The organism is Aeromonas sp. FDAARGOS 1410 (genome assembly GCF_019048745.1).
Taxonomy (GTDB): Bacteria; Pseudomonadota; Gammaproteobacteria; order Enterobacterales; family Aeromonadaceae; genus Aeromonas; species Aeromonas jandaei.
Window position 1 is genome coordinate 103,311 of record NZ_CP077401.1, and the last position, 21,784, is coordinate 125,094.

19 protein-coding genes are annotated in these 21,784 nt (G+C 60.9%); 3 read left to right on the top strand and 16 right to left on the bottom strand.

The window, feature by feature from the left end; genetic code table 11:
• Positions 1-49: 49 nt before the first annotated feature.
• Genes I6L40_RS00465 through I6L40_RS00480 form a run of 4 tightly spaced genes read right to left on the bottom strand, consistent with a single transcriptional unit; the run spans position 50 to position 2,481 of the window.
• Positions 50-379 carry an MSHA biogenesis protein MshK gene (locus tag I6L40_RS00465; RefSeq protein WP_071914092.1) on the bottom strand — a complete coding sequence of 110 codons (330 nt, stop codon included), beginning with the start codon at positions 377-379 and terminating at the stop codon, positions 50-52.
• The gene (locus tag I6L40_RS00470) at positions 372-1,025 is read right to left on the bottom strand and encodes an MSHA biogenesis protein MshJ (protein ID WP_071914090.1); all 654 of its coding nucleotides are present in this window, start codon (positions 1,023-1,025) and stop codon (positions 372-374) included. The genes I6L40_RS00465 and I6L40_RS00470 overlap by 8 nt, the downstream gene beginning before the upstream one ends.
• Positions 1,025-1,618, bottom strand: a complete 594-nt coding sequence (locus I6L40_RS00475; RefSeq protein WP_071914089.1) for a PilN domain-containing protein — start codon at positions 1,616-1,618, stop codon at positions 1,025-1,027. The genes I6L40_RS00470 and I6L40_RS00475 overlap by 1 nt, the downstream gene beginning before the upstream one ends.
• Positions 1,618-2,481, bottom strand: coding sequence for a hypothetical protein (locus I6L40_RS00480; protein ID WP_043851010.1), 864 nt, complete (start codon positions 2,479-2,481; stop codon positions 1,618-1,620). The genes I6L40_RS00475 and I6L40_RS00480 overlap by 1 nt, the downstream gene beginning before the upstream one ends.
• A gap of 86 nt (positions 2,482-2,567) precedes the next feature.
• On the opposite strand from I6L40_RS00480, the gene I6L40_RS00485 reads away from it, so the two are divergent.
• Entirely contained in the window at positions 2,568-3,494 is a 927-nt protein-coding gene (locus tag I6L40_RS00485) for a 1-aminocyclopropane-1-carboxylate deaminase/D-cysteine desulfhydrase (protein ID WP_071914087.1), read from the top strand.
• Between the two features lie 4 nt (positions 3,495-3,498).
• Here the strand turns inward: I6L40_RS00485 and I6L40_RS00490 are convergent, their stop codons facing one another.
• A complete protein-coding gene (locus I6L40_RS00490) occupies positions 3,499-5,427 on the bottom strand; it encodes an EAL domain-containing protein (RefSeq protein ID WP_033112567.1) in 1,929 nt (642 codons plus the stop codon).
• 502 nt (positions 5,428-5,929) lie between these two features.
• On the opposite strand from I6L40_RS00490, the gene I6L40_RS00495 reads away from it, so the two are divergent.
• A complete protein-coding gene (locus I6L40_RS00495; RefSeq protein WP_071914083.1) occupies positions 5,930-7,459 on the top strand; it encodes an EAL domain-containing protein in 1,530 nt (509 codons plus the stop codon).
• 46 nt (positions 7,460-7,505) lie between these two features.
• On the opposite strand, the gene I6L40_RS00500 is transcribed toward I6L40_RS00495, so the two are convergent.
• The gene (locus tag I6L40_RS00500) at positions 7,506-8,207 is read right to left on the bottom strand and encodes a M15 family metallopeptidase (protein ID WP_071914081.1); all 702 of its coding nucleotides are present in this window, start codon (positions 8,205-8,207) and stop codon (positions 7,506-7,508) included.
• A 248-nt stretch (positions 8,208-8,455) separates the two neighbouring features.
• Between I6L40_RS00500 and I6L40_RS00505 the strand changes: the two genes are divergently transcribed.
• Complete coding sequence (locus I6L40_RS00505) at positions 8,456-9,553, top strand: calcium:proton antiporter (protein ID WP_043851005.1); 1,098 nt, start codon at positions 8,456-8,458, stop codon at positions 9,551-9,553.
• A 138-nt stretch (positions 9,554-9,691) separates the two neighbouring features.
• Here I6L40_RS00505 and hutH read toward each other — a convergent pair whose 3' ends face one another.
• The 10 genes from hutH to ftsY all read right to left on the bottom strand — a co-directional run bounded on the left by hutH (position 9,692) and on the right by ftsY (position 21,749).
• Positions 9,692-11,224, bottom strand: a complete 1,533-nt coding sequence (gene hutH / locus I6L40_RS00510) for a histidine ammonia-lyase (protein ID WP_216994847.1) — start codon at positions 11,222-11,224, stop codon at positions 9,692-9,694.
• Between the two features lie 4 nt (positions 11,225-11,228).
• Positions 11,229-12,938: a urocanate hydratase gene (gene hutU, locus I6L40_RS00515; RefSeq protein WP_216994848.1), complete on the bottom strand. Its 1,710-nt coding sequence runs from the start codon at positions 12,936-12,938 to the stop codon at positions 11,229-11,231.
• Between the two features lie 54 nt (positions 12,939-12,992).
• Positions 12,993-13,937 (bottom strand): formimidoylglutamase, encoded by a 945-nt coding sequence (gene hutG / locus I6L40_RS00520; RefSeq protein WP_216994849.1) that lies wholly within the window; start codon positions 13,935-13,937, stop codon positions 12,993-12,995.
• On the bottom strand, positions 13,930-15,165 hold the full coding sequence (hutI, locus tag I6L40_RS00525) for an imidazolonepropionase (RefSeq protein WP_254204067.1): 1,236 nt from the start codon (positions 15,163-15,165) through the stop codon (positions 13,930-13,932). Before hutI ends, hutG begins: the two co-directional genes overlap by 8 nt.
• A gap of 153 nt (positions 15,166-15,318) precedes the next feature.
• Positions 15,319-16,023 (bottom strand): histidine utilization repressor, encoded by a 705-nt coding sequence (gene hutC / locus I6L40_RS00530; protein WP_216994850.1) that lies wholly within the window; start codon positions 16,021-16,023, stop codon positions 15,319-15,321.
• Positions 16,024-16,034: 11 nt separating this feature from the next.
• A complete protein-coding gene (gene can / locus I6L40_RS00535) occupies positions 16,035-16,694 on the bottom strand; it encodes a carbonate dehydratase (RefSeq protein WP_033112576.1) in 660 nt (219 codons plus the stop codon).
• A 125-nt stretch (positions 16,695-16,819) separates the two neighbouring features.
• Positions 16,820-17,674, bottom strand: coding sequence for an RNA polymerase sigma factor RpoH (gene rpoH, locus I6L40_RS00540; RefSeq protein WP_041209606.1), 855 nt, complete (start codon positions 17,672-17,674; stop codon positions 16,820-16,822).
• Positions 17,675-18,126: 452 nt separating this feature from the next.
• Entirely contained in the window at positions 18,127-19,080 is a 954-nt protein-coding gene (gene ftsX / locus I6L40_RS00545) for a permease-like cell division protein FtsX (RefSeq protein WP_041209605.1), read from the bottom strand.
• A complete protein-coding gene (gene ftsE / locus I6L40_RS00550; protein ID WP_033112579.1) occupies positions 19,080-19,748 on the bottom strand; it encodes a cell division ATP-binding protein FtsE in 669 nt (222 codons plus the stop codon). Before ftsE ends, ftsX begins: the two co-directional genes overlap by 1 nt.
• Positions 19,749-19,799: 51 nt before the next feature.
• A complete protein-coding gene (gene ftsY / locus I6L40_RS00555; RefSeq protein WP_216994851.1) occupies positions 19,800-21,749 on the bottom strand; it encodes a signal recognition particle-docking protein FtsY in 1,950 nt (649 codons plus the stop codon).
• Positions 21,750-21,784: the final 35 nt, after the last annotated feature.

Consider the following 21,784-nt stretch of genomic DNA (forward strand, 5'->3'; position numbering starts at 1 on the left):
TGCAATGAAACTCGATAAACCCGGCTTACCTGCCAATGGCTAGTGCGGCTCAAACCCTGATCTTGCTGGCAAACAGTGCCACCGAATGGCGTTTTCCCGCCTTCTCCAGCACCACCGCATCGGCGTTGATGGCCACCAGCTTGTAGCCGTCCACCTGCTGCCCGACCCGATAACTCTTGCCATTGAGTACCGCCAGTGCCGGGCCATTACCCAGCATGATGCTCTGCAGCTTCGGCAAGCCGACGCTGTTCTGGCCGGTTGCACTCGCGCCAACCGCCACATCGGCCAAGGGCGCAGTGGGATCCTGCAACACTTCGACCGGCTCGGCTTGCGCCAGCAACGCAAAGAGGCAAGCTCCCAATGCAAACCATCTAGCCACGAATAAACTCCTTGCTGGTACTCAGGGTGTAGATCTCCATCTCCACCACAGCCCCCGGATAGGCTTTCACCTGATAGTCGAACTGTTTCCAGTAAAAGTGGCGAGGCAACGCCTCCAGCGCCTTGAGATATTGATATACATCGAAATAACCGCCTTCCAGCTGGAGACGGATACCGTGTTTGTAAAGATTGACCTTCTGCCCCTGCTCTCCGGCCATCAGTGGCGTCGGCTCCAGTGAACTGAGTGCCAGCATATGGAGATTGGCAGAGCGGGAGAGCAGCGCCTCCAGCACCTGCGGCATCTCGTGCGCCGGGATCAGATCGACGGTCTGGGCCTTGAGCGCCTCATCGACAGCGGCAAGATCACTATCCACCCGGGCTAGCTGTTCACGAACCCCCTGATTGGGATCCCGCTGCAGACGAGCCTGTTTGCCCAGATTCTCCAGCCCGAGGATCTCGAGATCGCGTTCGGCCGCGCTCAGGGCCATGCGATCCTGTTGCAGCCGGGTGTCGGCACCATCCAGCCAGCCATAGACGCTGGCAGCCACCAGCAACACCAGCCCGGTCAGCAGGATAAGCACCCGCTCCCGCTGGCTCAGGGCTGCAATCCGCCGGGACCACTCCTGCCATTGTGCTTTCAGGTTCATCAGGGCTTCTCCCGCGCAATGCCGCTCAACTGGAACGCAAGACGCCCCTCCTTGTCACGACTCAGGGTCAACTCGCCAAACTCCTTGCCCATCAGAGTCGGCGCCTGCTTGAATCGGTTGACCCAGGCCGGCACATCCTGACTGCGACCGGCAAAGCCGGAGAGATTGATCCGCCCTTCGAGGATCTCGATCCGTTGCAGGGAGAGATTGCTGCTGCGAATGCGGGAGAGATCGGCCATCACTCCGGCATACCCCTGCGATTTTTGCAGGGATAAGGAGCCCAGCTGGCGCAGCAGCTCCTGTCTGGCCCCCAGATCATCCTGCTTGTTGAGCAACTGCTGCTGCAGAGCCGGATCGGCCAGATGGCGCGCCAGATCGGCATCGAGTCGCTGCGCCTCGCTGCGCTTGAGCGCCAGCTCGGCATTGACCTGTGCCAGCGCCCTGCTGACACTGTGCTGCTGCCAACCGTAACCGGCGCCGACCAGCAAGATAACAAGCAGAGCAACACCCCACGCCAGCACCATCTGGTTGAGGCTGGCCCACTGCCGCTTGGGGTGAAACTCGGCGCCATAGAGGTTTATCTGACGTTTCATCAGGCATCCTCCCCGATGGCGGCAGCATAGGCCGAGAGGTATTCGACCCCGGCCAGTACCGCCTTGTTGGCCATGGCTGAGACAGCGAGGCCGAAGGTATGCTCCATGTGGCGAACCAGAGTGCCGATAAAGGGCGAGGCGACGGCAAGCTGCATCTGGCCAATCTCCGGCAGTTTGAGCTGGCCGACCAGATAATCGAACGAGCGCTGGATCTCCAGCGCCAGCGAGTCGAGCAACATGCTGTCAGGCTCCTGTTCGCCGGTCAGGGAGGCAAAGCCGCGCAACTGGCGGGAGAAACAGAGCCCCCCCTGATGGAAAACCAGCAGTTGCAGATCCTGCCCCTTCGGCTGCCAGAGCAGCATGCGCACCGCCTCATCCGCCTCATAGAGGGAGGTCAGCGCCAGCTCGTCACTGATGATGGATTGCAGGGTGGCAATGCCGTTGATCGCCTCCGCCAGTTGCTGCACCCTGCTTTTGGGCAGGCAGATGACATTGATCCGCGGTCGACCGGCGGGTGGAGTGGGCAGATCCACGTAATCCATCGCCAGCTGCAGCACCGGCTCGTTGACATAATCCTTGATGGCCCAGGGGAGCGCCCCCGCCATTTCGGCATCGGGGACGGCAGGCTTGTCGATCTGGATCTGCTGATAGAGCGGGGCGGCCAGAGCAACGCGTACCCGGGATTTGGCAAGGCCGTGGCGAGTGAATAGTTCGTTGACGGCGAGCGGCCACTCTTGCGGGCTGTTGATGGCGCGCGTAGCAAACACAGGGGGATTGCCCACAGCTGCCAGCATGATCCTGTCATTGGCCAGCAAGAGCCCCACCTGGCGGCTTGGCGTCGACCGTCTGAACAGTTGTTTCATGTAAGCCCGCCCGTCATTAGTGATTAAATGAGTGAAACATTAACATAAACAGCAGATTAGCCTCCAGACAAAAGAGGGACTCACCATTGCAAGCCAACCCTTCGCCGTCGGCGTTTGAAATCAGTGCCATTGGCCCATCACCACTGCAAGCGCTCCACCATCCCCTGCTGACCCGCTATGGCGTCGAGCTCTGGTGCAAACGGGACGATCTGATCCACCCGCTCATCTCCGGCAACAAGTGGCGCAAGCTCAAGTACCATCTGTACCATGCCCGCGAACACGGCAAATGCCACCTGCTCTCCTTTGGTGGCGCTTACTCCAATCATATCCATGCCTTGGCCGCTGCTGGCCATCAATTTGGCCTTCGCACCACAGGTATCATACGGGGCGAAAGTGACTCAGTCAGCAACTCTACCCTGAGCGATGCCAGACGCTGGGGCATGGATCTCGTTTTTGTCGATCGGCTGAGCTACCGGCGGCGGCAGGAGCCGGAATGGCTGGCTCAATTTGAAGCCGCAGACACCCTCATCGTTCCCGAAGGCGGGAGCAGTCCTCTCGCCATCCCCGGCGTGGCCGAACTGGTAACCGAGCTCCCCTTCTCGCCGGATCTCTGGGTGCTCCCCTGCGCCAGCGGCGGCACCCTGGCCGGCCTGATTGCAGGCAAGCGGGAAAGGGAGCAGATCCTCGCCATCGCCGTGCTCAAGGGAGGCAACTTTATCGCCGACGAAGTGCGCCGCCTCTACTCCGCCGCCGCCACAACCCCAGGCTGGCAGATCGCACTGGATCATCACGATGGAGGTTACGCCAGATTCAGCCCGGCGCTCTGGCAGTGGGTACAGGCCTTCAGCGCCGAAACCGGTCTGCCGCTGGAACCCATCTACAGCGGCAAGGCAATGTACGGGCTGTTTCGCGAGCTGGCTGCGGGTCGCATTGCCCCGGGCAGCAGGATCGTCTTTATCCACACCGGTGGCATGCAGGGGCTGGCCGGGCTCAGGGAGCAGGGCCGCCTCTGAGACATCAGGCTTCGGCCGGTTCCATCACCAGTCGCTCGGGCAGCGCAAACCAGGGGCCCTGCCCCGCATGTACCCCGAGGTGACGCAGCATCTTCCACTCGTCACCACTCTCGACCCCAACAGCCAATACCCGGGTCGGGGTATTGGCGCAGCCGCCCACCAGACTGCGCACTGCCATCTGGTTCACCTGGCGAGCATGGATCTCCCGCACCAGGCTGGGGTGGAGCTTGAGGAAGTTGATTTCGAACTCCTTGATGTACTGGGTGCTTACCACATCCTGGCCGGCATGATCGATGGCCAGCATGCATCCGAGCATCCGCAGGGAGCGCAGCGGTCGCTTGAGGGCTTCGAAATGGCGGGTCACCTGCGCCTCGGAAAGTTGCAGGATCAGCCGCTCGTTGGTACTGCGTGGCAGCTGGAACAGAGCGAAGAAGAGCCAGCGCTGGAAGTCGCGATGGAGCAGGCTCTGGGCGCTGAGAGCCAGACTGACCGGGCAGCTCTGGTCGGAGCGCTGACGCAGCAACGCCAGGGTCTGCTCCGCCACCAGCCGATCCAGCTGGAGCAACAGCCCCACCTTCTCCGCCATCGGCATGAAGATCCCGGCCGGCAGTGGCCGCCCCTGCTCATCCTCAAGATAGGTGAGCAACTCCTGCTGCAGCACCACCTGCCCGCGATCCTGCTGGATCGGCTGGATATAGAATTCGATGGCCTGCTCCTCAAGGCGACGGCTGAGCAGAGTACGCCAACGCACAGTGCCCTTGCTGCTCTGCTCCTCATCCAGCTGCTTTTCGTAGAGGAACCAGCCGTTGTGCCCTTGCAGGCGGGCGCTCTTGAGGGCCAGCTCCGCCTCCTCCTGTACCTTGAGCAGGGAGTCCTGCGACTGATAGCAGACGGCACCGAGATAAACCGCGGTCTCCGGATTGACCTCTTGCGGCCAGTGGAGGCGCTGCAGGCTCTTGAGCAGCTGGCTGGCACTGTCCACCATCTCGCTTTCGGACATATTGGGCAGCAGCACGGCAAACACTTGCCCGGCATAGCGGGCCTGCAGGGCGCCACTGTGCTTGCGCACGAAGGCCCCGATAGTCGCGCTTGCCTCCAGCATCAGATCATGACCCAGCAGATCGAACTGCTCGGCCTCCAGATCCTCTAGACAGGCGAGATCGATCAGCAGCACACCTCCGCTCATCACGCTCGCCTCCATGATGGCACTTTCAAGCCGGTTGTCGAAAAAGAGACGGTTGCCAATGCCGGTCATCTTGTCGACGAAAGCATTGCTGCGGATGAAGTTGTCGAAGCGGCTGCGCTCCTTGCGGGCATCCGCCAGCTCGGCCAGCAGATGGTCGAGCGCCTGACTGGCAGCAACCGGCCACTCTTCGGCGGGGTCGTGATTCAGTTTGGAGAGTTTGTCATCGAGGATCAGCTGGGCACGCTCGGCCAACAACTCGGCACCGCGTAGTTGCTGGCGCAGCCAGCGAATGGAGTACCAGAGGCCGAACACCACGATAAAGACGCCGAAGGAGATACCGGACATCGCCTTGATGGAGTACTCCGCCTCCTTGAAGGGACGCTCCAGCTTCAGATTGGCCTGCATGCCGGCCTGATGGATAAGCGCCTTGCTGTATGGCAGCAACAACTGATCATCGACCGAACGCTGCACATCGCGAAACCAGTAGACACGCTGATCGTTCTGGCGCACCTCCAGCTCGACGACGTGGGAAGCGCGCAGCAGGGTGGGCAGCCAGTGACTCATCTCGTTCATGTCATGGGAGACATCGAGCTGCTTGTCGATCACCTCGACCAGCGCATCGACCTTCTTCTGCTGCAGCTCCATCCCCAGCTCGCGAAAGCTGAACACGCCGCCAATCAGCACGGTCGCCATGGCGGCAATCACGCACAGGGTGATAAACGAGACAAGCTGTGTAGTCAGTTTCATGCGCCTTTCCGTATGCCCAGCATCATCCATGTGACCTCATGGTAGCAGCGGCGATCAGCGCCCTGCTATGGATGGAGATCCCGCTTCTGCAATTTCAAAGGGGCGAGGATACCGAAAGCGGGGGAATATTACCAAACACGGAACAAACGAAGAGAGAAGAGCGGAAAACGGCAGAAAGAAAAATGGTCCCTGAAAAGGGACCAAAAGGAACACTCATATCAAAACTAACACTCTGTGCTACTGACAAAAAACAGATACAGGAGTATTGAACACACGGTGAGTCAAACCGCGGGGCTACTCTAATGCGTTCGGATAAGTCGGGCAATTGTCATTTATGACAGGTTAACGATTGAATCTCTCCATAACCAAGATACAAAATCATTTAAAATCATTATGTTAATAATTTAATCAAGGCAACTAATAATCCCGCTTCAAATTGATTGTACTAATGCAATAAACTCAATGTTGCCCATATGGGCCCAACCATACAGCAGGTCGCCCCATGCGCACCCCATCAATACTTATCTATTTGTTATTGTTGGCTTTTCCTGTTCTTTTCGGTCAACCGATTGCGTACTGGCTGGCTGAGCCTCTTGCAGAAAGAATGCAGGAGCAGAAGATGGCCGAGATAAAGCAGGCCAACATCGAACGCTACAAAATTATTAACGAGATTCTTTCTACCCAGTTGAAACAGTTCGAGTTCAACTGCGGCGCCAGGGATATGTCGCTACTGCGCAGCCCCCGTTTTTACAACACCCATATTCGCCTGCAAGGACTGGAGCTTGGCTCGGGGCAGGTCTGCTCCAGCCTGGGGCAAGGAATCTCGATTGCCATCAGCCCACAACCTGATGACATCGCCATAGGCCCGTTCGGCCTGACCGCCACACCACCCAGCTTCAATACGGAACAAGAACTGGTGGTCTATTACAGAGCCACCAACGGCAACATTGCCTATTGGGTGCTGGACAACAGCTGGATCCACGAGATCCTTCAGACTCCCTGTGCTGACTGCTTCTATCTGGAGTTCAACCTGATCAACAAAGATTCGTACGTCCCCATGCTGCCGCGTGGAGACAAACGAATCAAACAGGAGCCAGGTCCGAACAGTATCGACTCTTATGAACCTAACACCTTGACCAAACAGACGTTGTGGGCAGGCCAGGCGCTGACACGTTATGCCAGAGCGCAGGCTGAAACCCTGGCTTTATGGATTGGTGTGGCGCTGGGTATCCTGCTGGCTGGTGCCTACTGGTTGCATCGCCACTATCAGCGCTCGCTGCAAGGACTGTTGCAGATCGGTTTGAAAAATCAGGAGTTTGAACCCTTCTACCAACCGGTAGTGGATAGCCGAACCAGAGAAGTCGTTGGCTTCGAGGCGCTGCTGCGTTGGCGGCGCGGCGGTGAACTGGTTCCTCCTGGCGCCTTTATCGACTATATCGAAGAGCAGGGGCTGATCCTGCCGATAACCGCCCAATTGCTGGAGCGAGTACTCACAGACCTCTCCTCTCTGACTGCAACTCAGTGGGTCAGCGTCAATCTGGTAGCGGCCCATATCGAGCAGCCTCTGCTGCGTAACCTGCTGCAACAGCATCAGTGGCCCTCCCCCGCCCAGCTCACCTTTGAGCTGACCGAGCGCAAACCGCTGACCGATATCAAGAGTGCTACCAGCGAGATCAATGCCCTGCAAGAGCGGGGCTATCACATCAAACTGGATGACTTTGGTACCGGCTATGGCGGCTTCGCCTATCTGCAGAGCCTCGGGATCCGCCAGATCAAGATCGACAAGATGTTCGTCGACACCATTGGCACCGACGACCTCAAACGCAGCGTGCTGGATGCCATCATCGCCTTTGGCCGAGAGTCTGGGATGGAGATGATTGCCGAGGGGGTCGAGACCCGGGAGCAGGTCGACTACCTGTATCGGCAGGGAGTCTATCTGATACAGGGCTATGTCTTTGGCAAACCCATGCCGCTGCAAGAGCTGCTGCTCTGGCAACAGGCCTTCCGCCAACCCATGGCGGAAACGGCCTGACGACAGAGAAGAGAACTCTCTTTCCCGGGGGGTGCTCCGGGATCACTCACTCCGCGGCAGGATAGCGGTACTCACCGCCGCGAAAACGGGCCCAGAGGCAGTCGCCCAGATCAAAATGCCACCACTCGCCGGGATAGTTGCTGAACCCTTCCCGCCGCATCAGCCAGAACAGCAAACGGCGGTTGTCACGGATCTGCAGCCACCGCGTCTCGCTCATTCCCGCACAGGGGCGTTCGAAATAGTCGCTCTCGGCCCGCTCGCTGATATCGTCAAAGCCGGTACCAAAGTCGAGCGGCTCGCCACTCGCCAGATCGTGCAGCAGCAGATCGATGGCTCCGCCCGACAGATGGGGCGGTACCGGATAGTGACCGGGGTCAGAGGGATGGGCACAGAAACGGCGAGTCTCCTGCTCAAGCCGGGCACCATCCCAGTCGGGATTGGCTGCGGCAATTTCGCCCTTGATCCGCTCGAAGATGGCCAAAGACGTGGCGCGACTGCGAAATCCGTCGAGCAAGGTGAGCCCCAATCCCGCAGGCAGCGCGGCGGCTACCCGCGCCAGCGCTTTGGCAAGCGGCTCCCGCACCCGGATCTGCGGCTCACTGCCCGCCAGACCGAGCCGGTAATAGACGGGATCGATGCGGATCCTGGCGCTGGCGGCCACGATCACCAGCGGATCACTGGCCGAGAGCGCCGCCTGTTCGGCTGCGCTGGCCGGTTCATAGTCGTGAGAGATGGGTGGCAACAGCATCAAATGGACTCCTGATCAGAGGGGAGCCATTTCAGCAGAGCCTTGCCAACGGGGCAAGCCTGCCATCGGCACCGCCACAACCCGAGATCTGCTCCGATCCAAGCCCACGATTTACATCTGTTAACAAAATGGGCTGCCCCTCGAGGCCAAGAGCTTTTATCATAAGGGGCTGGTCAGGGTGCAACCGCCCGTTGCACATTCCATTCATCTCCCGGCCCACCGGTCGCCCCAGAAGAGAACCATTGCCTATGAAGACAGTTATCCGGCAAGAGATTGCCCTGCCCGTCGGCCTGCTCACCCTGCTCTTTTTCAAGACGCTCGGCAGCGACCTGCTGACAGAGACAACTCCGCTCGGGATCTATCTTCCTGTGTCGGCGGGGCTGCTTGCCATCGTCACCTGGGCCATCTTCTCTGTGGTGCGCCACTCCGATGCCCTCGCCATCAAGCTGGGCGAACCCTTTGGCACCCTGATCCTCACCCTCTCGGTCATCTCGCTGGAGGTGGTGATGATCTCCTCGGTCATGCTGACCGGCGAGCCCAATCCGGTGATGGCCCGCGACACCATGTTTGCCGTGGTGATGCTGGTCACCAACGGTCTGGTCGGCTTCACCCTGCTGTTTGGCGGCTGGCGCTACCACACCCAGAGCTTCAATCTGGACGGGGTCAAATCCTATCTGGTGGCCATCATCCCGCTCGCCCTGCTCTGTCTGGTGCTGCCCAACTTCACCGAAGGGGGCACGGTTGGCAGCATGTCGCGCGCCATGTCATGGATGCTCATCACCATCTCGATCCTGCTCTACGGGGTCTTCCTGCTGATCCAGACCCGCAGCCACAGCCACTTCTTTGTCGACAGCGATCACGAGGACTACGAGGAGCACCACGGCCCGCTGCAGAGCAACGTCTATCACACCCTGCTGCTGCTCGCCTATCTGGTAGTGGTGATCCTGCTGGCCAAGACCCTCGCCATCCCCATCAACTACGGGGTCAAGGTGCTGTCAGCACCGCAGGCGCTCGGCGGCTTTATCGTAGCCTGTATCGTGCTGGCCCCCGAGGCGGTTGGCGCCATCAAGGCGGCCATCAACAATCAGTTGCAGCGGGCCATGAACCTCTACTTCGGCTCGGTGCTGGCCACCATAGCCCTCACCGTTCCGGCAGTGCTCTTTATCGGCTCCATGCTGGGTCAGGAGGTGCGCCTCGGCCTCTCCGCCGCCGACATGGTGCTGCTCATCACTACGCTCATGGTGTGTAAGGTGACTTTCAGCAGCGGCCGTACCAATGTGCTGCACGGCGCCACCCATCTAGTGCTGTTCGTGGTCTATCTGTTCCTGATGTTCGAGCACCAGTGACCGACTATCGCAGAGACGAAAAGACCGCCCGATTGGGCGGTCTTTTGTTATCAGCGCCGGGATCTCACGGACACCAGTGAAGCGTATTCCCCCTCATCCCATACCCTTCTCCCGCCAGGGGAGAAGGGGGATCATGGCTTACAGGCTGGGCAGCACCCCGGCCGGGATCAGATCGTTGTAGCTGGCACGGCCCAACAGGGCGGCGGCAGCCTCGATATCGGGGGCAAAGTACCTGTCCTTGTCGTAGAAGGGGACATGAGTGCGCAGCCGCCCCTTGGCTACTTCCACCCCCTCGCTGGCCCGCAGCGGAGCACGGAAATCGAGCCCCTGCGCCGCCGCCAGCAGTTCCACCGCCAGAATGCCACGGGTGTTCTCGGCCATGTCCGCCAGCCGGCGGCCGGCGAAGGTCGCCATGGAGACATGATCCTCCTGATTAGCGGAGGTGGGCAGGCTGTCTACCGAGGCCGGATGGGCCAGGGTCTTGTTCTCGGAGGCGAGCGCCGCCGAGGTGACCTGAGCGATCATGAAGCCGGAGTTGACCCCGCCATTGTTGACCAGAAACGCCGGCAGGCCGGACATTCGCGAGTCGATCAGCAGCGCCATCCGCCGCTCGGAGAGCGAGCCTATTTCGGCGATGGCCAGCGCCAGATTATCGGCCGCAAAGGCCACCGGCTCGGCGTGGAAGTTGCCGCCGGAGATAATCTCCTCGTCATCGGCAAACACCAGCGGGTTGTCGGAGACCGAGTTGGCCTCGCACACCAGCACCTCGGCCGCCTGACGGATCTGGGTCAGGCAGGCCCCCATCACCTGCGGCTGGCAGCGCAATGAGTAGGGATCCTGCACCTTTTCGCAATTGTGATGGGACATGCCGATCTCGCTGAGATCACCGAGCAGATGGCGATAGCAGGTAGCCGCATCAATCTGGCCACGCTGACCGCGTACTACGTGAATGCGGGCATCGAACGGACGGCGGCTGCCAAGGGCCGCCTCCACGCTCATGGCACCGATGGTGATGGCTCCGGCGAACAGATCCTCGGCGTGGAACAACCCTTCCAGCGCAAAGGCGGTGCTCGCCTGGGTGCCGTTGAGCAGCGCCAGTCCCTCTTTCGGTGCCAGCGCGATGGGCTCAAGCCCGGCGATCCGCAGCGCTTCGCTCGCATCGATCTCGCGCCCGTCGTGACGAGCCTTGCCTTCGCCGATCAGCAGGCAGCTCATATGGGCCAGCGGCGCCAGATCGCCGGAAGCGCCGACGGAGCCCTTCTTCGGTACCAGCGGATAAACCTCGGCGTTGACCAGCTTCATCAGCGCCTCCAGCACCGCCAGCCGGATGCCGGAGAACCCGCGCGCCAGCGAGTTGAGCTTGAGCACCATCATCAACCGCACGGTGGCGTCATCCATATAGGTGCCGATGCCCGCAGCGTGGGAGAGCACGATGGATCGCTGCAGCTCGTCGAGCTGATCCACCGGGATCCGGGTGTTGGCCAGCAGGCCAAAGCCGGTATTGATGCCGTACACCACGCGTCCCTGCTCGATCACCCGGGAGACAGTGGCGGCAGAGGCATGGATCGCCGGCAACGCCGCCGGATCCAGTGCAAGATGTACCGGCTCGCGGCTGACGCGACGCAGGGTGGCAAGATCCAGCTCGCCCGGGGTAATAGTCAATTCAAACATGGTGTTACACCTTTCCTTTGACACCGTTGGCGCCGTCAATCATCGGCAGATCCAGTTTCGCCTCGTGGGCGCAGTTGATGGCAATCTCGTAGCCCGCATCCGCATGGCGCATCACCCCGGTGGCCGGGTCGTTGCGCAGCACCCGACCGATGCGACGGGCCGCATCGTCGCTACCGTCACAGACGATCACCACTCCGGAGTGCTGGGAGAAGCCCATGCCGACCCCGCCGCCGTGGTGCAGGGAGACCCAGGTCGCGCCACCAGCGGTGTTGAGCAGGGCGTTGAGCAGCGGCCAGTCGGAGACGGCATCTGAGCCATCCATCATCGACTCGGTCTCGCGGTTCGGGCTCGCCACCGAGCCGGAATCCAGATGGTCGCGGCCAATGACGATGGGGGCTTTCAGCTCACCGTTTTTCACCATCTCGTTGAAGGCCAGACCGAGGCGTACCCGATCCTTGACCCCGACCCAGCAGATCCGTGCCGGCAGCCCCTGAAACGCGATGCGCTCGCGGGCCATGTCGAGCCAGTTGTGCAGGTGAGGATCATCGGGGATCAGCTCTTTCACCTTCTGATCGGTCTTGTAGATATCTTCCGGATCGCCGGAGAGGGCCACCCAGCGGAACGGCCCAATCCCCTCGCAGAACAGCGGGCGGATATAGGCGGGGACGAAGCCGGGGAAGTCGAAGGCGTTTTTCACCCCCTCCTCAAGCGCCATCTGACGGATGTTGTTGCCGTAATCCAGAGTCGCCGCGCCGCGCTCTTGCAGGGTCAGCATCGCCTCCACCTGACGGGCCATGGAGCGACGAGCGGCCAGATTTACCTCCTGCGGGGCACTCTGCTGCAGCTCGCGCCATTTGGCAACGCTCCAGCCCTGCGGCAGGTAGCCGTGCACCGGGTCGTGGGCGGAGGTCTGGTCGGTCACCACGTCAGGCGTGATACCACGGGCCACCAGCTCGGCGAAGACGTCGGCGGCGTTACCGAGCAGGCCGACGGAGATGGCGCTGCCGCTCTGTTTGGCCTCTTCAATCATGGTCAGCGCCTCATCCAGACTGTGGGCTTTCTTGTCCACATAACGGGTGCGCAGACGAAAATCGATGCGGGTCTCGTCGCACTCCACCGCGATCATCGAGAAGCCGGCCATGGTGGCGGCCAGCGGCTGGGCGCCGCCCATGCCGCCGAGACCACCGGTCAGGATCCAGCGGCCTTTGGGTTCACCGTTGAAGTGCTGATTGGCCACCGCGAAGAAGGTCTCGTAGGTGCCCTGCACGATCCCCTGGGTGCCGATATAGATCCACGAACCCGCAGTCATCTGGCCGTACATCATCAAGCCCTTCTTATCGAGCTCGTTGAAGTGCTCCCAGTTGGCCCAGTGCGGCACCAGATTGGAGTTGGCGATCAGCACCCGCGGCGCATCCTTGTGGGTCTGGAACACCCCGACCGGCTTGCCGGATTGCACCAGCAGGGTCTGGTCCTCCTCCAGCCGGGTCAGCACCTCGACGATCTTGTCAAAGCAGGCCCAGTTGCGGGCGGCGCGACCGATACCGCCATAGACCACCAGCGACTGGGGATGCTCGGCCACCTCGGGGTCCAGGTTGTTCATCAGCATCCGCAGCGGCGCTTCGGTGAGCCAGCTCTTGGCGGCCAGTTCGGTGCCGCGCGGGGCACGGATCACGCGGTTCGGATCATGACGGGGATCCTGCTGTTGCACAGACATACACACTCCTTGTTGTATCAATAGGGTGCCTTCGGCGACGAGCGGCCAAAGGGGTTAACGGGTCAACAGATGAACCAGTCGCGCGGCCACGCGGGCACTGCGGTTATCCTGATCCAGCGTCGGGTTGTACTCGGCCAGATCGGCAAGCCTGAGCTTGCCGCTGGCCCGGATGTGGGCGATCAGTGGTTCGATCACCGCCAACTCCACGCCACGGGCGGCGGGAGCACTCACTCCCGGCATCAGGTTGCCGGGCAGCACATCAAGATCGATGGTCAGATAGAGGTGATCACAATCGGCGATAAAGGTGTCGAGCCCAGCCAGCAAGGCTGGCAACCCGGTCTGGGTCATCGCCTCGTCCAGCACATGCCACACTCCCAGCGCCTTGGCGCGGGCAAACAGGGCTTGGGTATTGGCGATCTCGGCCACCCCGAGGCAGGCGTAGTGAAACGGTGTGCCCTGAGCGGCGCACTGCTCGGCAATCTGGAAGAAGGGGGTGCCGGAGCTTGCCAGATCCTGCTTCATCCGCAGGTCAAAGTGGGCGTCGAAATTGATGATCCCGACCCGCCCCTCACCACCAAGATGACGGTTCAGGCCGCTCCAGCTGCCGAAAGCCACCTCGTGACCGCCCCCCAGCACCAGCGGGAAGTGGCCCAGATCGAGCGCCGCGGCGACCCGCTCGGCCAGACGGCCGTGGGCGGCATCGAGATCCCCATCGGTACAGCTCACATCCCCGCCATCGTAGACGGGACGGTTCAAGTGCCAGGCAGTGTTGGCCAACAGCTTGCGCACCGCCAGCGGCGCCCCGGCGGCGCCGACACGCCCCTTGTTGCGGCGCACCCCTTCATCGCAGGCAAACCCGAGCAACACTACACCTGCTGCCTCTTGTGCCCCGGCGGCCCAGGGCTGTACCTTGTCGTGCCAGCGCAGGGCCAGTTCACCATCTTCCGGATCCTGTCGTCCCTGCCAGAGCGACATGTCGACCGGGTTGAATTTATCCATGGAGGGTCTCCTCGCCGTTGAAGATGCGGCCTGCCAGCTGATCGACGCCGACCATGTAGCTCAGCTCGGCCGGATGGGCGCAGTGCCAGATCAGGAAATCGGCCGCCATCCCCACCCTGAGCTGGCCAAGGTGCTCCTGCTCGCCAAGCGCTTTGGCGGCGTGGCGGGTCACCCCGACCATCGCCTCCACCGGAGTCAGGCCAAACAGGGTACAGGCCATGTTCATCGCCATCCGCAACGAGACGATGGGGGCTGTGCCCGGGTTAACGTCGGAGGAGACCGCCATCGCCACCCCCGCCTTGCGCAGGGCGGCAACCGGCGGGAGTTTGGTCTCTTTGAGAAAATAGAAGGCGGTGGGCAGCAGGGTAGCGACTACGCCGCGCTGGGCCAGCGCCAGGATCCCCTGCGGATCCAGATACTCCAGATGATCCACCGAAAGGGCGCCGAAGTTGGCGGCGAGCGTGCTGCCACCAAGGTTGGAGAGCTGATCCATATGCCCCTTCACCGGCAGGCCGTATTGATCCGCCGCCAGATAGACCTGCTCGGTCTGGGCCAGCGAGAAACCGATATGCTCGCAGAAGACATCCACCGCATCGGCCAAACCCGCTTTGGCGGCGGCCGGGATAATCTCCTGACAGATGGTCTCGACCCAGCTGTCGGGATCGTCGCGATACTCCGGCGGTACCGCATGGGCCGCCAACAGAGTGGTTTTGACCCGGATCGGCAGCGCCTCTCCCAGTCGGCGGGCCACCCGCAGCATTTTGAGTTCATCATCCAGCGTCAGGCCATAGCCGGACTTGATCTCCACCGTGGTGACCCCTTCGCGGATCAGGGATTTCACCCTCGGCAGCGCCAGCTCAAAGAGCTGATCCTCGCTGGCGGCGCGGGTAGCACGCACCGTGCTGATGATGCCGCCGCCCCGACGGGCGATCTCGGCATAGGGCACCCCCTGCTGGCGCAGCTCGAACTCCTCGGCACGGCTGCCGGCAAAGATGAGGTGGGTGTGGCAATCGATAAGGCCGGGGGTGACCAGCTTGCCCTGCATATCCTGCCAATGGGCGGGATACGGCCCCTTCAACTCGGCCATCGGCACCAGGGCGTGGATCTTGCCATCCTTCACGCCGATGGCATGGCGAGGCAGCAGACCGTAATCGGCCAGTCCGGCATTCAGGGTGGCGGGCGTCACGTTGAGCCAGACCCGCTCGCAGTTCAACAGTTCCTTGTTCATAGCGCCCTCATATGTATATACATATCCTTATAATCGATCCATCCGGCGAAAGAAAGAACAGGATTCACAACCTGATAACAGCATCACGCTTAGAGTTTAAGCACAAAAAGCCCACCAGAGGTGGGCTTGAAAAGAATCGATTTGTATAGACAATTAAGACAGCTGTGCCTTGGAGCTCAGCTTGTAGCGGGAACCGGGGGAGAGCAATCTGGCGTAGGAGACCAGATGTCCTTCCGACCAGGTGCGCCTGTGCAACAATAGGCAGGGTGTATCCACGCGAATTTGCAACAATCCCGCCTCACCGGCACTCGGCAACACGGCTTCCACCACGTGCTCCATCTCCGACAGGGGGCAAAGCTCCATCAGATAGCGGTTGGGCGTCTGCTTCGTGAAATCCTGCTCGCCATAACCCGGCAGCCGCTCGGCATCGACAAACCGCTCCTCCAATTGCAACGGCTCACCATCGGCCTGATGGACGATGAGGCTGTGGAAGATGGGGGCACCAACCCGCAGCCCAAGCTGCACCGCCACCTTCTCGTCGGCGGCCAGCCGCTGCAGCCGGATCACCCGGGCGCTGTATTCGCTGCCCCGCTCGGCAATCTCGTCGGCGATGTTGCGAATAGCCAGCAGCGGCGATTCGGTACGCCTGTCCGCCACGAAGCTGCCGGACCCGGCGGTGCGCACCAGCCACCCCTCGGCCACCAGTTCACGCAGTGCCCGGTTGACCGTCATCCGGCTCACGGTGAACTGCTCGCACAGGGCCGCTTCGGTCGGGATCTGATCCCCTGCCTGATAGTGGCGTTCGCGGATCCGGTCCAGAATATGCTGCTTGATCTGCAGGTAGAGGGCGGGCGCCAACGGGGTGCTCCTTAGCGCCGACGGTGGGGCGGACGCATGTCCGGCCAGGCGCGATAGACATCGGGGATCTGATCCGGCCCGCTGATACAGAGATCGAGATCGTGCAGCAAGCCATCCTTGATCCCGTAGATCCAGCCGTGGACGGCCAGCTCCTGCCCCTTGCGCCAGGCGTTCTGGATGATGGTGGTATGACAGACGTTGGCCACCTGCTCGGCCACGTTCAGCTCGCACAGATAGTCGAAGCGCTCGTGCTCATCTTCGATGGCCTCCAGCTCTTCGCCATATTTGAAGTAGACATCCTTGATGTTGCGCAGCCAGTTGTCGATGAGCCCCAGCTCCTGATTCTGCATCGCCGCCTTGACCCCGCCGCAGCCATAGTGACCGCAGACGATGATGTGCTTCACCTTGAGCACCTCGACCGCGTATTGCAGCACGGAGAGGCAGTTGAAATCGGTATGTACCACCAGATTGGCGACGTTGCGGTGAACGAAGACATCCCCCGGCAGCAGCCCCATCAGCTGGTTGGCGGGCACCCGGCTATCGGAGCAGCCGATCCAGAGGTATTCGGGAGCCTGCTGGGCAGAGAGGGTGGCAAAGAAGGCGGGATCTTCCGCTTTGATCCGCTCGGCCCACTCACGGTTATTGGTAAACAGGTCCTTCAACAGTTTCACTTCTGCTCTCCATCATGTGGCTGTGGCGGCAACATAACATACCCAAGGGTTATCAGGGCAAGCCCCGATTACCGGCGGCAGAAACAAAAACAGGGCCATCAGGCCCTGTTTTCAGCGCGGAGGCATCAGGCCTCCATGGCATCTTTCAGCTTCTTGAGCGCGTTCTTCTCAAGCTGACGCACTCGCTCGGCAGAGACGCCGTAGGTATCGGCCAGCTCCTGCAGGGTAGTCTTGCTGTCATCGTCGAGCCAGCGGGCGCGGATGATGTGCTGGCTGCGCTCGTCGAGAGAAGAGAGCGCCGAGCTCAGACGGCGGGTCGCATGATCGTCCCAGTTGTCGTTCTCGATGGTCGCGGCCAGATCGGAGGATTTGTCCTCCAGATAGTGAACCGGTGCGAAACCGCCCTCATCTTCATCATCGCCAACCAGATCGAACGCCTGATCGTAGTTGCTCATGCGCGCTTCCATCTCGGTCACGTCGCTCTCGGAAACCCCGAGATCAGCAGCCACGGCCTTCACCTCTTCGTGGTTCAGCCAGCCCAGACGCTTCTTGGATTTGCGCAGATTGAAGAAGAGCTTGCGCTGGGCCTTGGTGGTTGCCACCTTGACCATGCGCCAGTTGCGCAGAACATATTCGTGAATTTCGGCCTTGATCCAGTGCACGGCGAAGGAGACCAGACGCACACCGACGCTCGGGTCGAAGCGCTTGACCGCCTTCATCAGACCGATGTTGCCTTCCTGTACCAGATCGGCCTGCGGCAGACCGTAACCGGCATAACTCTTGGCGACATGAACGACAAAGCGCAGGTGCGACATAACCAGCTGGCGGGCAGCCTCGAGATCGCCATCCTGCTGCAAACGCTCAGCCAGCTCACGCTCTTCCTCTGCGCTCAGCACCGGAATAGAGTTTACTGCCTGGATATAGCCTTCCAGACTACCTTGCGGAATCAAAGCCATAGTGCGCTGCAATGAAGTTCCCATCTGTTACCTCTTACTTTTCAATCGAACCAGTCTAACACCCCAAGAGGGACTGTCTACTGACCGGGTCTCATTCTGCGGCTTACATCATAGATCACAAGCCCAGCTTTAGACTGGCTTATCTTATGCCCGCAGGATGAATCATGAATGAACAGTCAAAAAAAGGGGGTCACAATGAAGGACCCCCGAAAAGTAGCATGCTAAGTCCATTGTTGCGGAGCTCGCAACCTTCACATGCTTGCCAAGTCTGACGAGCAAGGCATAGGGGCCACACTCGTATAAATTCGTTCAGCTATTTGACTGCTTATAAAGCAGAAGGTTCACAGGATCCAGCAAAGATCCTGAAGATCGCCGTTATTCAGAATACTCCGAGAAGAGTGGCCAAGCCAGAAACGGCCACTCTTTTACTTGATCCGCTTCGCAAAATCCAGCAATTCACAATGTTGATAAATTAATCAGGAAGGCTCGATGTCGCGAATGTGGCGGTGAACCGAGAACCAGGAGGCAATCAGCCCCAGCAGAGCGCCCAGCAGGATCAGGTTCACCCCGTCCACCAGACCCATGCCAACCAGCTGGAAGTTACTGTTATACAAGCCCGCCAGCTCTTTCACCACCCCCTCGCTCCAGATCACCATCACCTCGGTCAGCCACCAGGCCAGCATGCCGCCGATCACACCGAACCAGATGCCGGTATAGAGGAAAGGACGGTGAATAAAGGCATCGGTCGCCCCCACCAGTTTCAGCACCTCGATCTCGGAGCGCTGGTTGAGGATGTTGAGGCGCAGGGTATTGCCGACAATCAGCAGCACGGCGGAGAGCAGCAGCACCGCGATGCCGGTAATGGTGTGGCGCAGCAGGTTCATGATCCCCTGCAGACGGGTCAGCCACTGCAGATCCAGCTTGCCCTGTTCCACACCATCCTCGTTGTTGAGCTTGCCGAGCAGCTCGGCGGCCCCTTCCGGATTCTGCCAGCGCGGATCCGGAATGACGCTCAGCACCGGCGGCAGCGGGTTGCTGTCGAGGTAGTCGAGGGCATCACCGAAGCCGGAGATCTCGCGAAACTCCCGCAGCGCATCGTCGCGACTCATATAGGTCACCGAATCCACCTCGGGGTAGAGCAGGATCCTGTGCTGCAGGTCGAGAATGCTCTGCTCCGGCAAATCCTTGCGCAGATAGAGGGAGATCTGGGAGCTGGTCTGCCAGCTCCCCTCCACCACCTCGGCATTTTTCAGCAACACGTGGAAGCAGGAGGGCAGCGCCAGACTGACGCCAAGCACCGCCAGCGTCATCAGGGAGGCGAGCGGGTTGCGCCACAGCTCACCCAGACTGGCAAACGCCTGACGCACGTGGTCAACCCCGTACATCATCAAACGGCGCAGCGGCGGCTGCTTGTGACGAACGATAGCCATCAGAGCTCCTCCCCTGCCGAATACATCCGCCCCGCCTTGAGGGTCAGGGTGCGATAGCGCATGCGGGCGATAAGCCCCAGATCGTGAGTGGCGATCAGCACGGAGACGCCGAAGCGGTTGAACTCCTCAAACAGCCGCATGATATCCATGGAGAGCTGGGGATCCAGGTTACCGGTCGGTTCGTCAGCGAGCAGCAACGGCGGCTTGTTGACGATGGCACGGGCGATGCCGACCCGCTGCTGTTCACCACCGGAGAGCATGCGCGGCTGGTAGCGCTCCTTGCCGAGCAGCCCCACCTTGTCGAGCGCCGCAGCGACCCGCTTGTTGATGTCCGCATGGCTGTAGCCATCGATCACCAGCGGCAACGCCACGTTGTCGAACACGGTGCGGTCCATCAGCAGCCGGTGATCCTGAAAGATCATCCCGATCTGGCGGCGCACATAGGGGATCTGGCTGCGCTGGATATGGCTGACATCGTCGCCATGAAAGAAAACGCGACCATCGGTCGGTCGCTCCATCACGCTGATCAGTTTGAGGAGGGTACTCTTGCCCGCCCCCGAGTGTCCGGTCAGGAAGGCCATCTCCCCCTTGCGCAGGTGAAAGCTGACCTTCTGCAGCGCCTGATGGCCACCGCTGTATACCTTGCTGACCTTGTCAAAACGAATCATAACGGTTCCCTGACATTGACAAACCCCGACCGAAGTCGGGGCATGGGATGTTTACTCATCGCGACTAAACAGGGCCTCGATAAAGTCGTTGGCGACAAAGGGACGCAGATCGTCGATCCCCTCGCCCACCCCGATATAGCGGATCGGGATCTGGAACTTGTCGGCTACCGCGAAGATGACGCCGCCTTTGGCAGTACCATCCAGTTTGGTGAGGGTAATACCGGTCAGGCCTACCGCCTCGCTGAACAGCTTGGCCTGGCTCAGGGCGTTCTGGCCGGTGCCGGCATCCAGAGTCAGCATGATCTCGTGGGGCGCCTCTTCATCCAGCTTCTTCATTACCCGCACCACCTTCTTGAGCTCCTCCATCAGGTTGCTCTTGTTCTGCAGGCGGCCGGCTGTATCGGCGATCAGCACGTCAGCCCCGCGGGAGCGGGCAGCCTCGATGGCGTCATAAATAACGGAAGCGGAGTCGGCACCGGTGTGCTGAGCAATCACCGGAATGTTGTTGCGCTGACCCCACACCTGCAGCTGCTCGACCGCAGCGGCACGGAAGGTGTCGCCCGCGGCCAGCATCACGCTCTTGCCCTCGGCCTGGAACTGCTTGGCCAGCTTGCCGATGGTGGTGGTCTTGCCGACGCCGTTCACACCGACCATCAGGATCACGTAAGGCTTTTTGCTGGTGTCGATCACAAGCGGCTGCTCCACCTTGGCCAGCATCTCGCCCATGTCCTGCTTGAGCAGGCCGTAGAGCGCCTCGGCATCCTTCAGCTGCTTGCGGTCCGCGTGCTGCACCAGCCCCTCGATGATGCGGGTGGTGGTGTCGACGCCGAGATCGGCGGTCAGCAGCTGGGTCTCCAGCTCTTCGAACAGCTCATCGTCGATCTTCTTGCCACGGAACAGGCCGAAGAAACCGGAACCGATATTCTCCTTGGTGCGCACCAGACTGCGCTTGAGGCGAGCAAAGAAGCCCTCCCGCTGCGGTTTGTCCTGAGTATCGTCGTCCACCTTGGCGGCCAGCGGCAGAGCGGCCAGGGCGGCGGCCTCAGCCTCCATCGCGGCGACCAGACGTAGATCTTCCGCTCGCTGGGCCTCTTTGGCGATACGGGCTTCTTCCGCAGCCTGAGCTTCAGCGGCAACACGCGCCTCTTCTGCAGCGCGGGCTTCAGCAGCAATACGAGCCTCTTCCGCCGCACGGGCTTCAGCAGCAATGCGAGCTTCTTCCGCAGCGCGAGCTTCGGCAGCAATACGCGCCTCTTCCGCAGCACGGGCTTCGGCAGCAATACGAGCCTCTTCCGCCGCACGGGCTTCAGCGGCAACACGCGCCTCTTCCGCAGCGTGAGCTTCAGCAGCAATACGAGCCTCTTCTGCTGCGCGGGCTTCAGCAGCAATGCGAGCCTCTTCTGCGGCACTGGCCTCGGCGGCAATACGAGCCTCTTCCGCCGCACGGACTTCAGCGGCAATACGAGCCTCTTCCGCAGCGCGAACTTCGGCAGCAATGCGGGCCTCTTCCACAGCGCGAACCTCGGCAGCAATGCGGGCCTCTTCCACAGCGCGAGCTTCGGCAATACGCGCCTCTTCCGCAGCGTGAGCTTCAGCAGCAATGTGAGCCTCTTCTGCGGCTTTAACCTCGGCGGCAACACGGGCAGCTTCGGCAGCTTGCGCCTCTGCGGCGGCACGCTCCTCTTCTGCCATCAGGGATTCGTTGACGATCACCGGCTCCAGATCGGAGGCACACTCCTCCACCACCAGCGGGCCATGACCATCCAGCTCGGTTGGCGGGCAGCAATCGTCGTGCAAAACGGGATTCTGTGCGCTGGCGGGCACTTCGGGTGCAACGGCCGGCGTACTATCGGAAACCATCACATCGGAAACGGGAGCGGGGGTAGCAGCGACCTCAGGCTCAGCGGTAATCGGGGTGGCTTGGGGTGTCTGTGGTTGGACAGCCTCAGCCTCTTCTTTCTTGCGGCCGAAACCCAGCCAGGAAAACAAACCTTTTGCCATCTAAAAAATACTCACTTCGTTGGCTGACTGCTAAG

Bases quoted from the DNA above. Each gene is read 5' to 3' on its own strand.
- I6L40_RS00470 (WP_071914090.1), bottom strand. From the start codon at position 1,025: ATGAACCTGAAAGCACAATGGCAGGAGTGGTCCCGGCGGATTGCAGCC.
- I6L40_RS00475 (WP_071914089.1), bottom strand. From the start codon at position 1,618: ATGAAACGTCAGATAAACCTCTATGGCGCCGAGTTTCACCCCAAGCGG.
- I6L40_RS00480 (WP_043851010.1), bottom strand. From the start codon at position 2,481: ATGAAACAACTGTTCAGACGGTCGACGCCAAGCCGCCAGGTGGGGCTC.
- I6L40_RS00490 (WP_033112567.1), bottom strand. From the start codon at position 5,427: ATGAAACTGACTACACAGCTTGTCTCGTTTATCACCCTGTGCGTGATT.
- I6L40_RS00495 (WP_071914083.1), top strand. From the start codon at position 5,930: ATGCGCACCCCATCAATACTTATCTATTTGTTATTGTTGGCTTTTCCT.
- I6L40_RS00500 (WP_071914081.1), bottom strand. From the start codon at position 8,207: ATGCTGTTGCCACCCATCTCTCACGACTATGAACCGGCCAGCGCAGCC.
- I6L40_RS00505 (WP_043851005.1), top strand. From the start codon at position 8,456: ATGAAGACAGTTATCCGGCAAGAGATTGCCCTGCCCGTCGGCCTGCTC.
- hutH (WP_216994847.1), bottom strand. From the start codon at position 11,224: ATGTTTGAATTGACTATTACCCCGGGCGAGCTGGATCTTGCCACCCTG.
- hutU (WP_216994848.1), bottom strand. From the start codon at position 12,938: ATGTCTGTGCAACAGCAGGATCCCCGTCATGATCCGAACCGCGTGATC.
- hutG (WP_216994849.1), bottom strand. From the start codon at position 13,937: ATGGATAAATTCAACCCGGTCGACATGTCGCTCTGGCAGGGACGACAG.
- hutI (WP_254204067.1), bottom strand. From the start codon at position 15,165: ATGAACAAGGAACTGTTGAACTGCGAGCGGGTCTGGCTCAACGTGACG.
- rpoH (WP_041209606.1), bottom strand. From the start codon at position 17,674: ATGGGAACTTCATTGCAGCGCACTATGGCTTTGATTCCGCAAGGTAGT.
- ftsX (WP_041209605.1), bottom strand. From the start codon at position 19,080: ATGGCTATCGTTCGTCACAAGCAGCCGCCGCTGCGCCGTTTGATGATG.
- ftsE (WP_033112579.1), bottom strand. From the start codon at position 19,748: ATGATTCGTTTTGACAAGGTCAGCAAGGTATACAGCGGTGGCCATCAG.
- ftsY (WP_216994851.1), bottom strand. From the start codon at position 21,749: ATGGCAAAAGGTTTGTTTTCCTGGCTGGGTTTCGGCCGCAAGAAAGAA.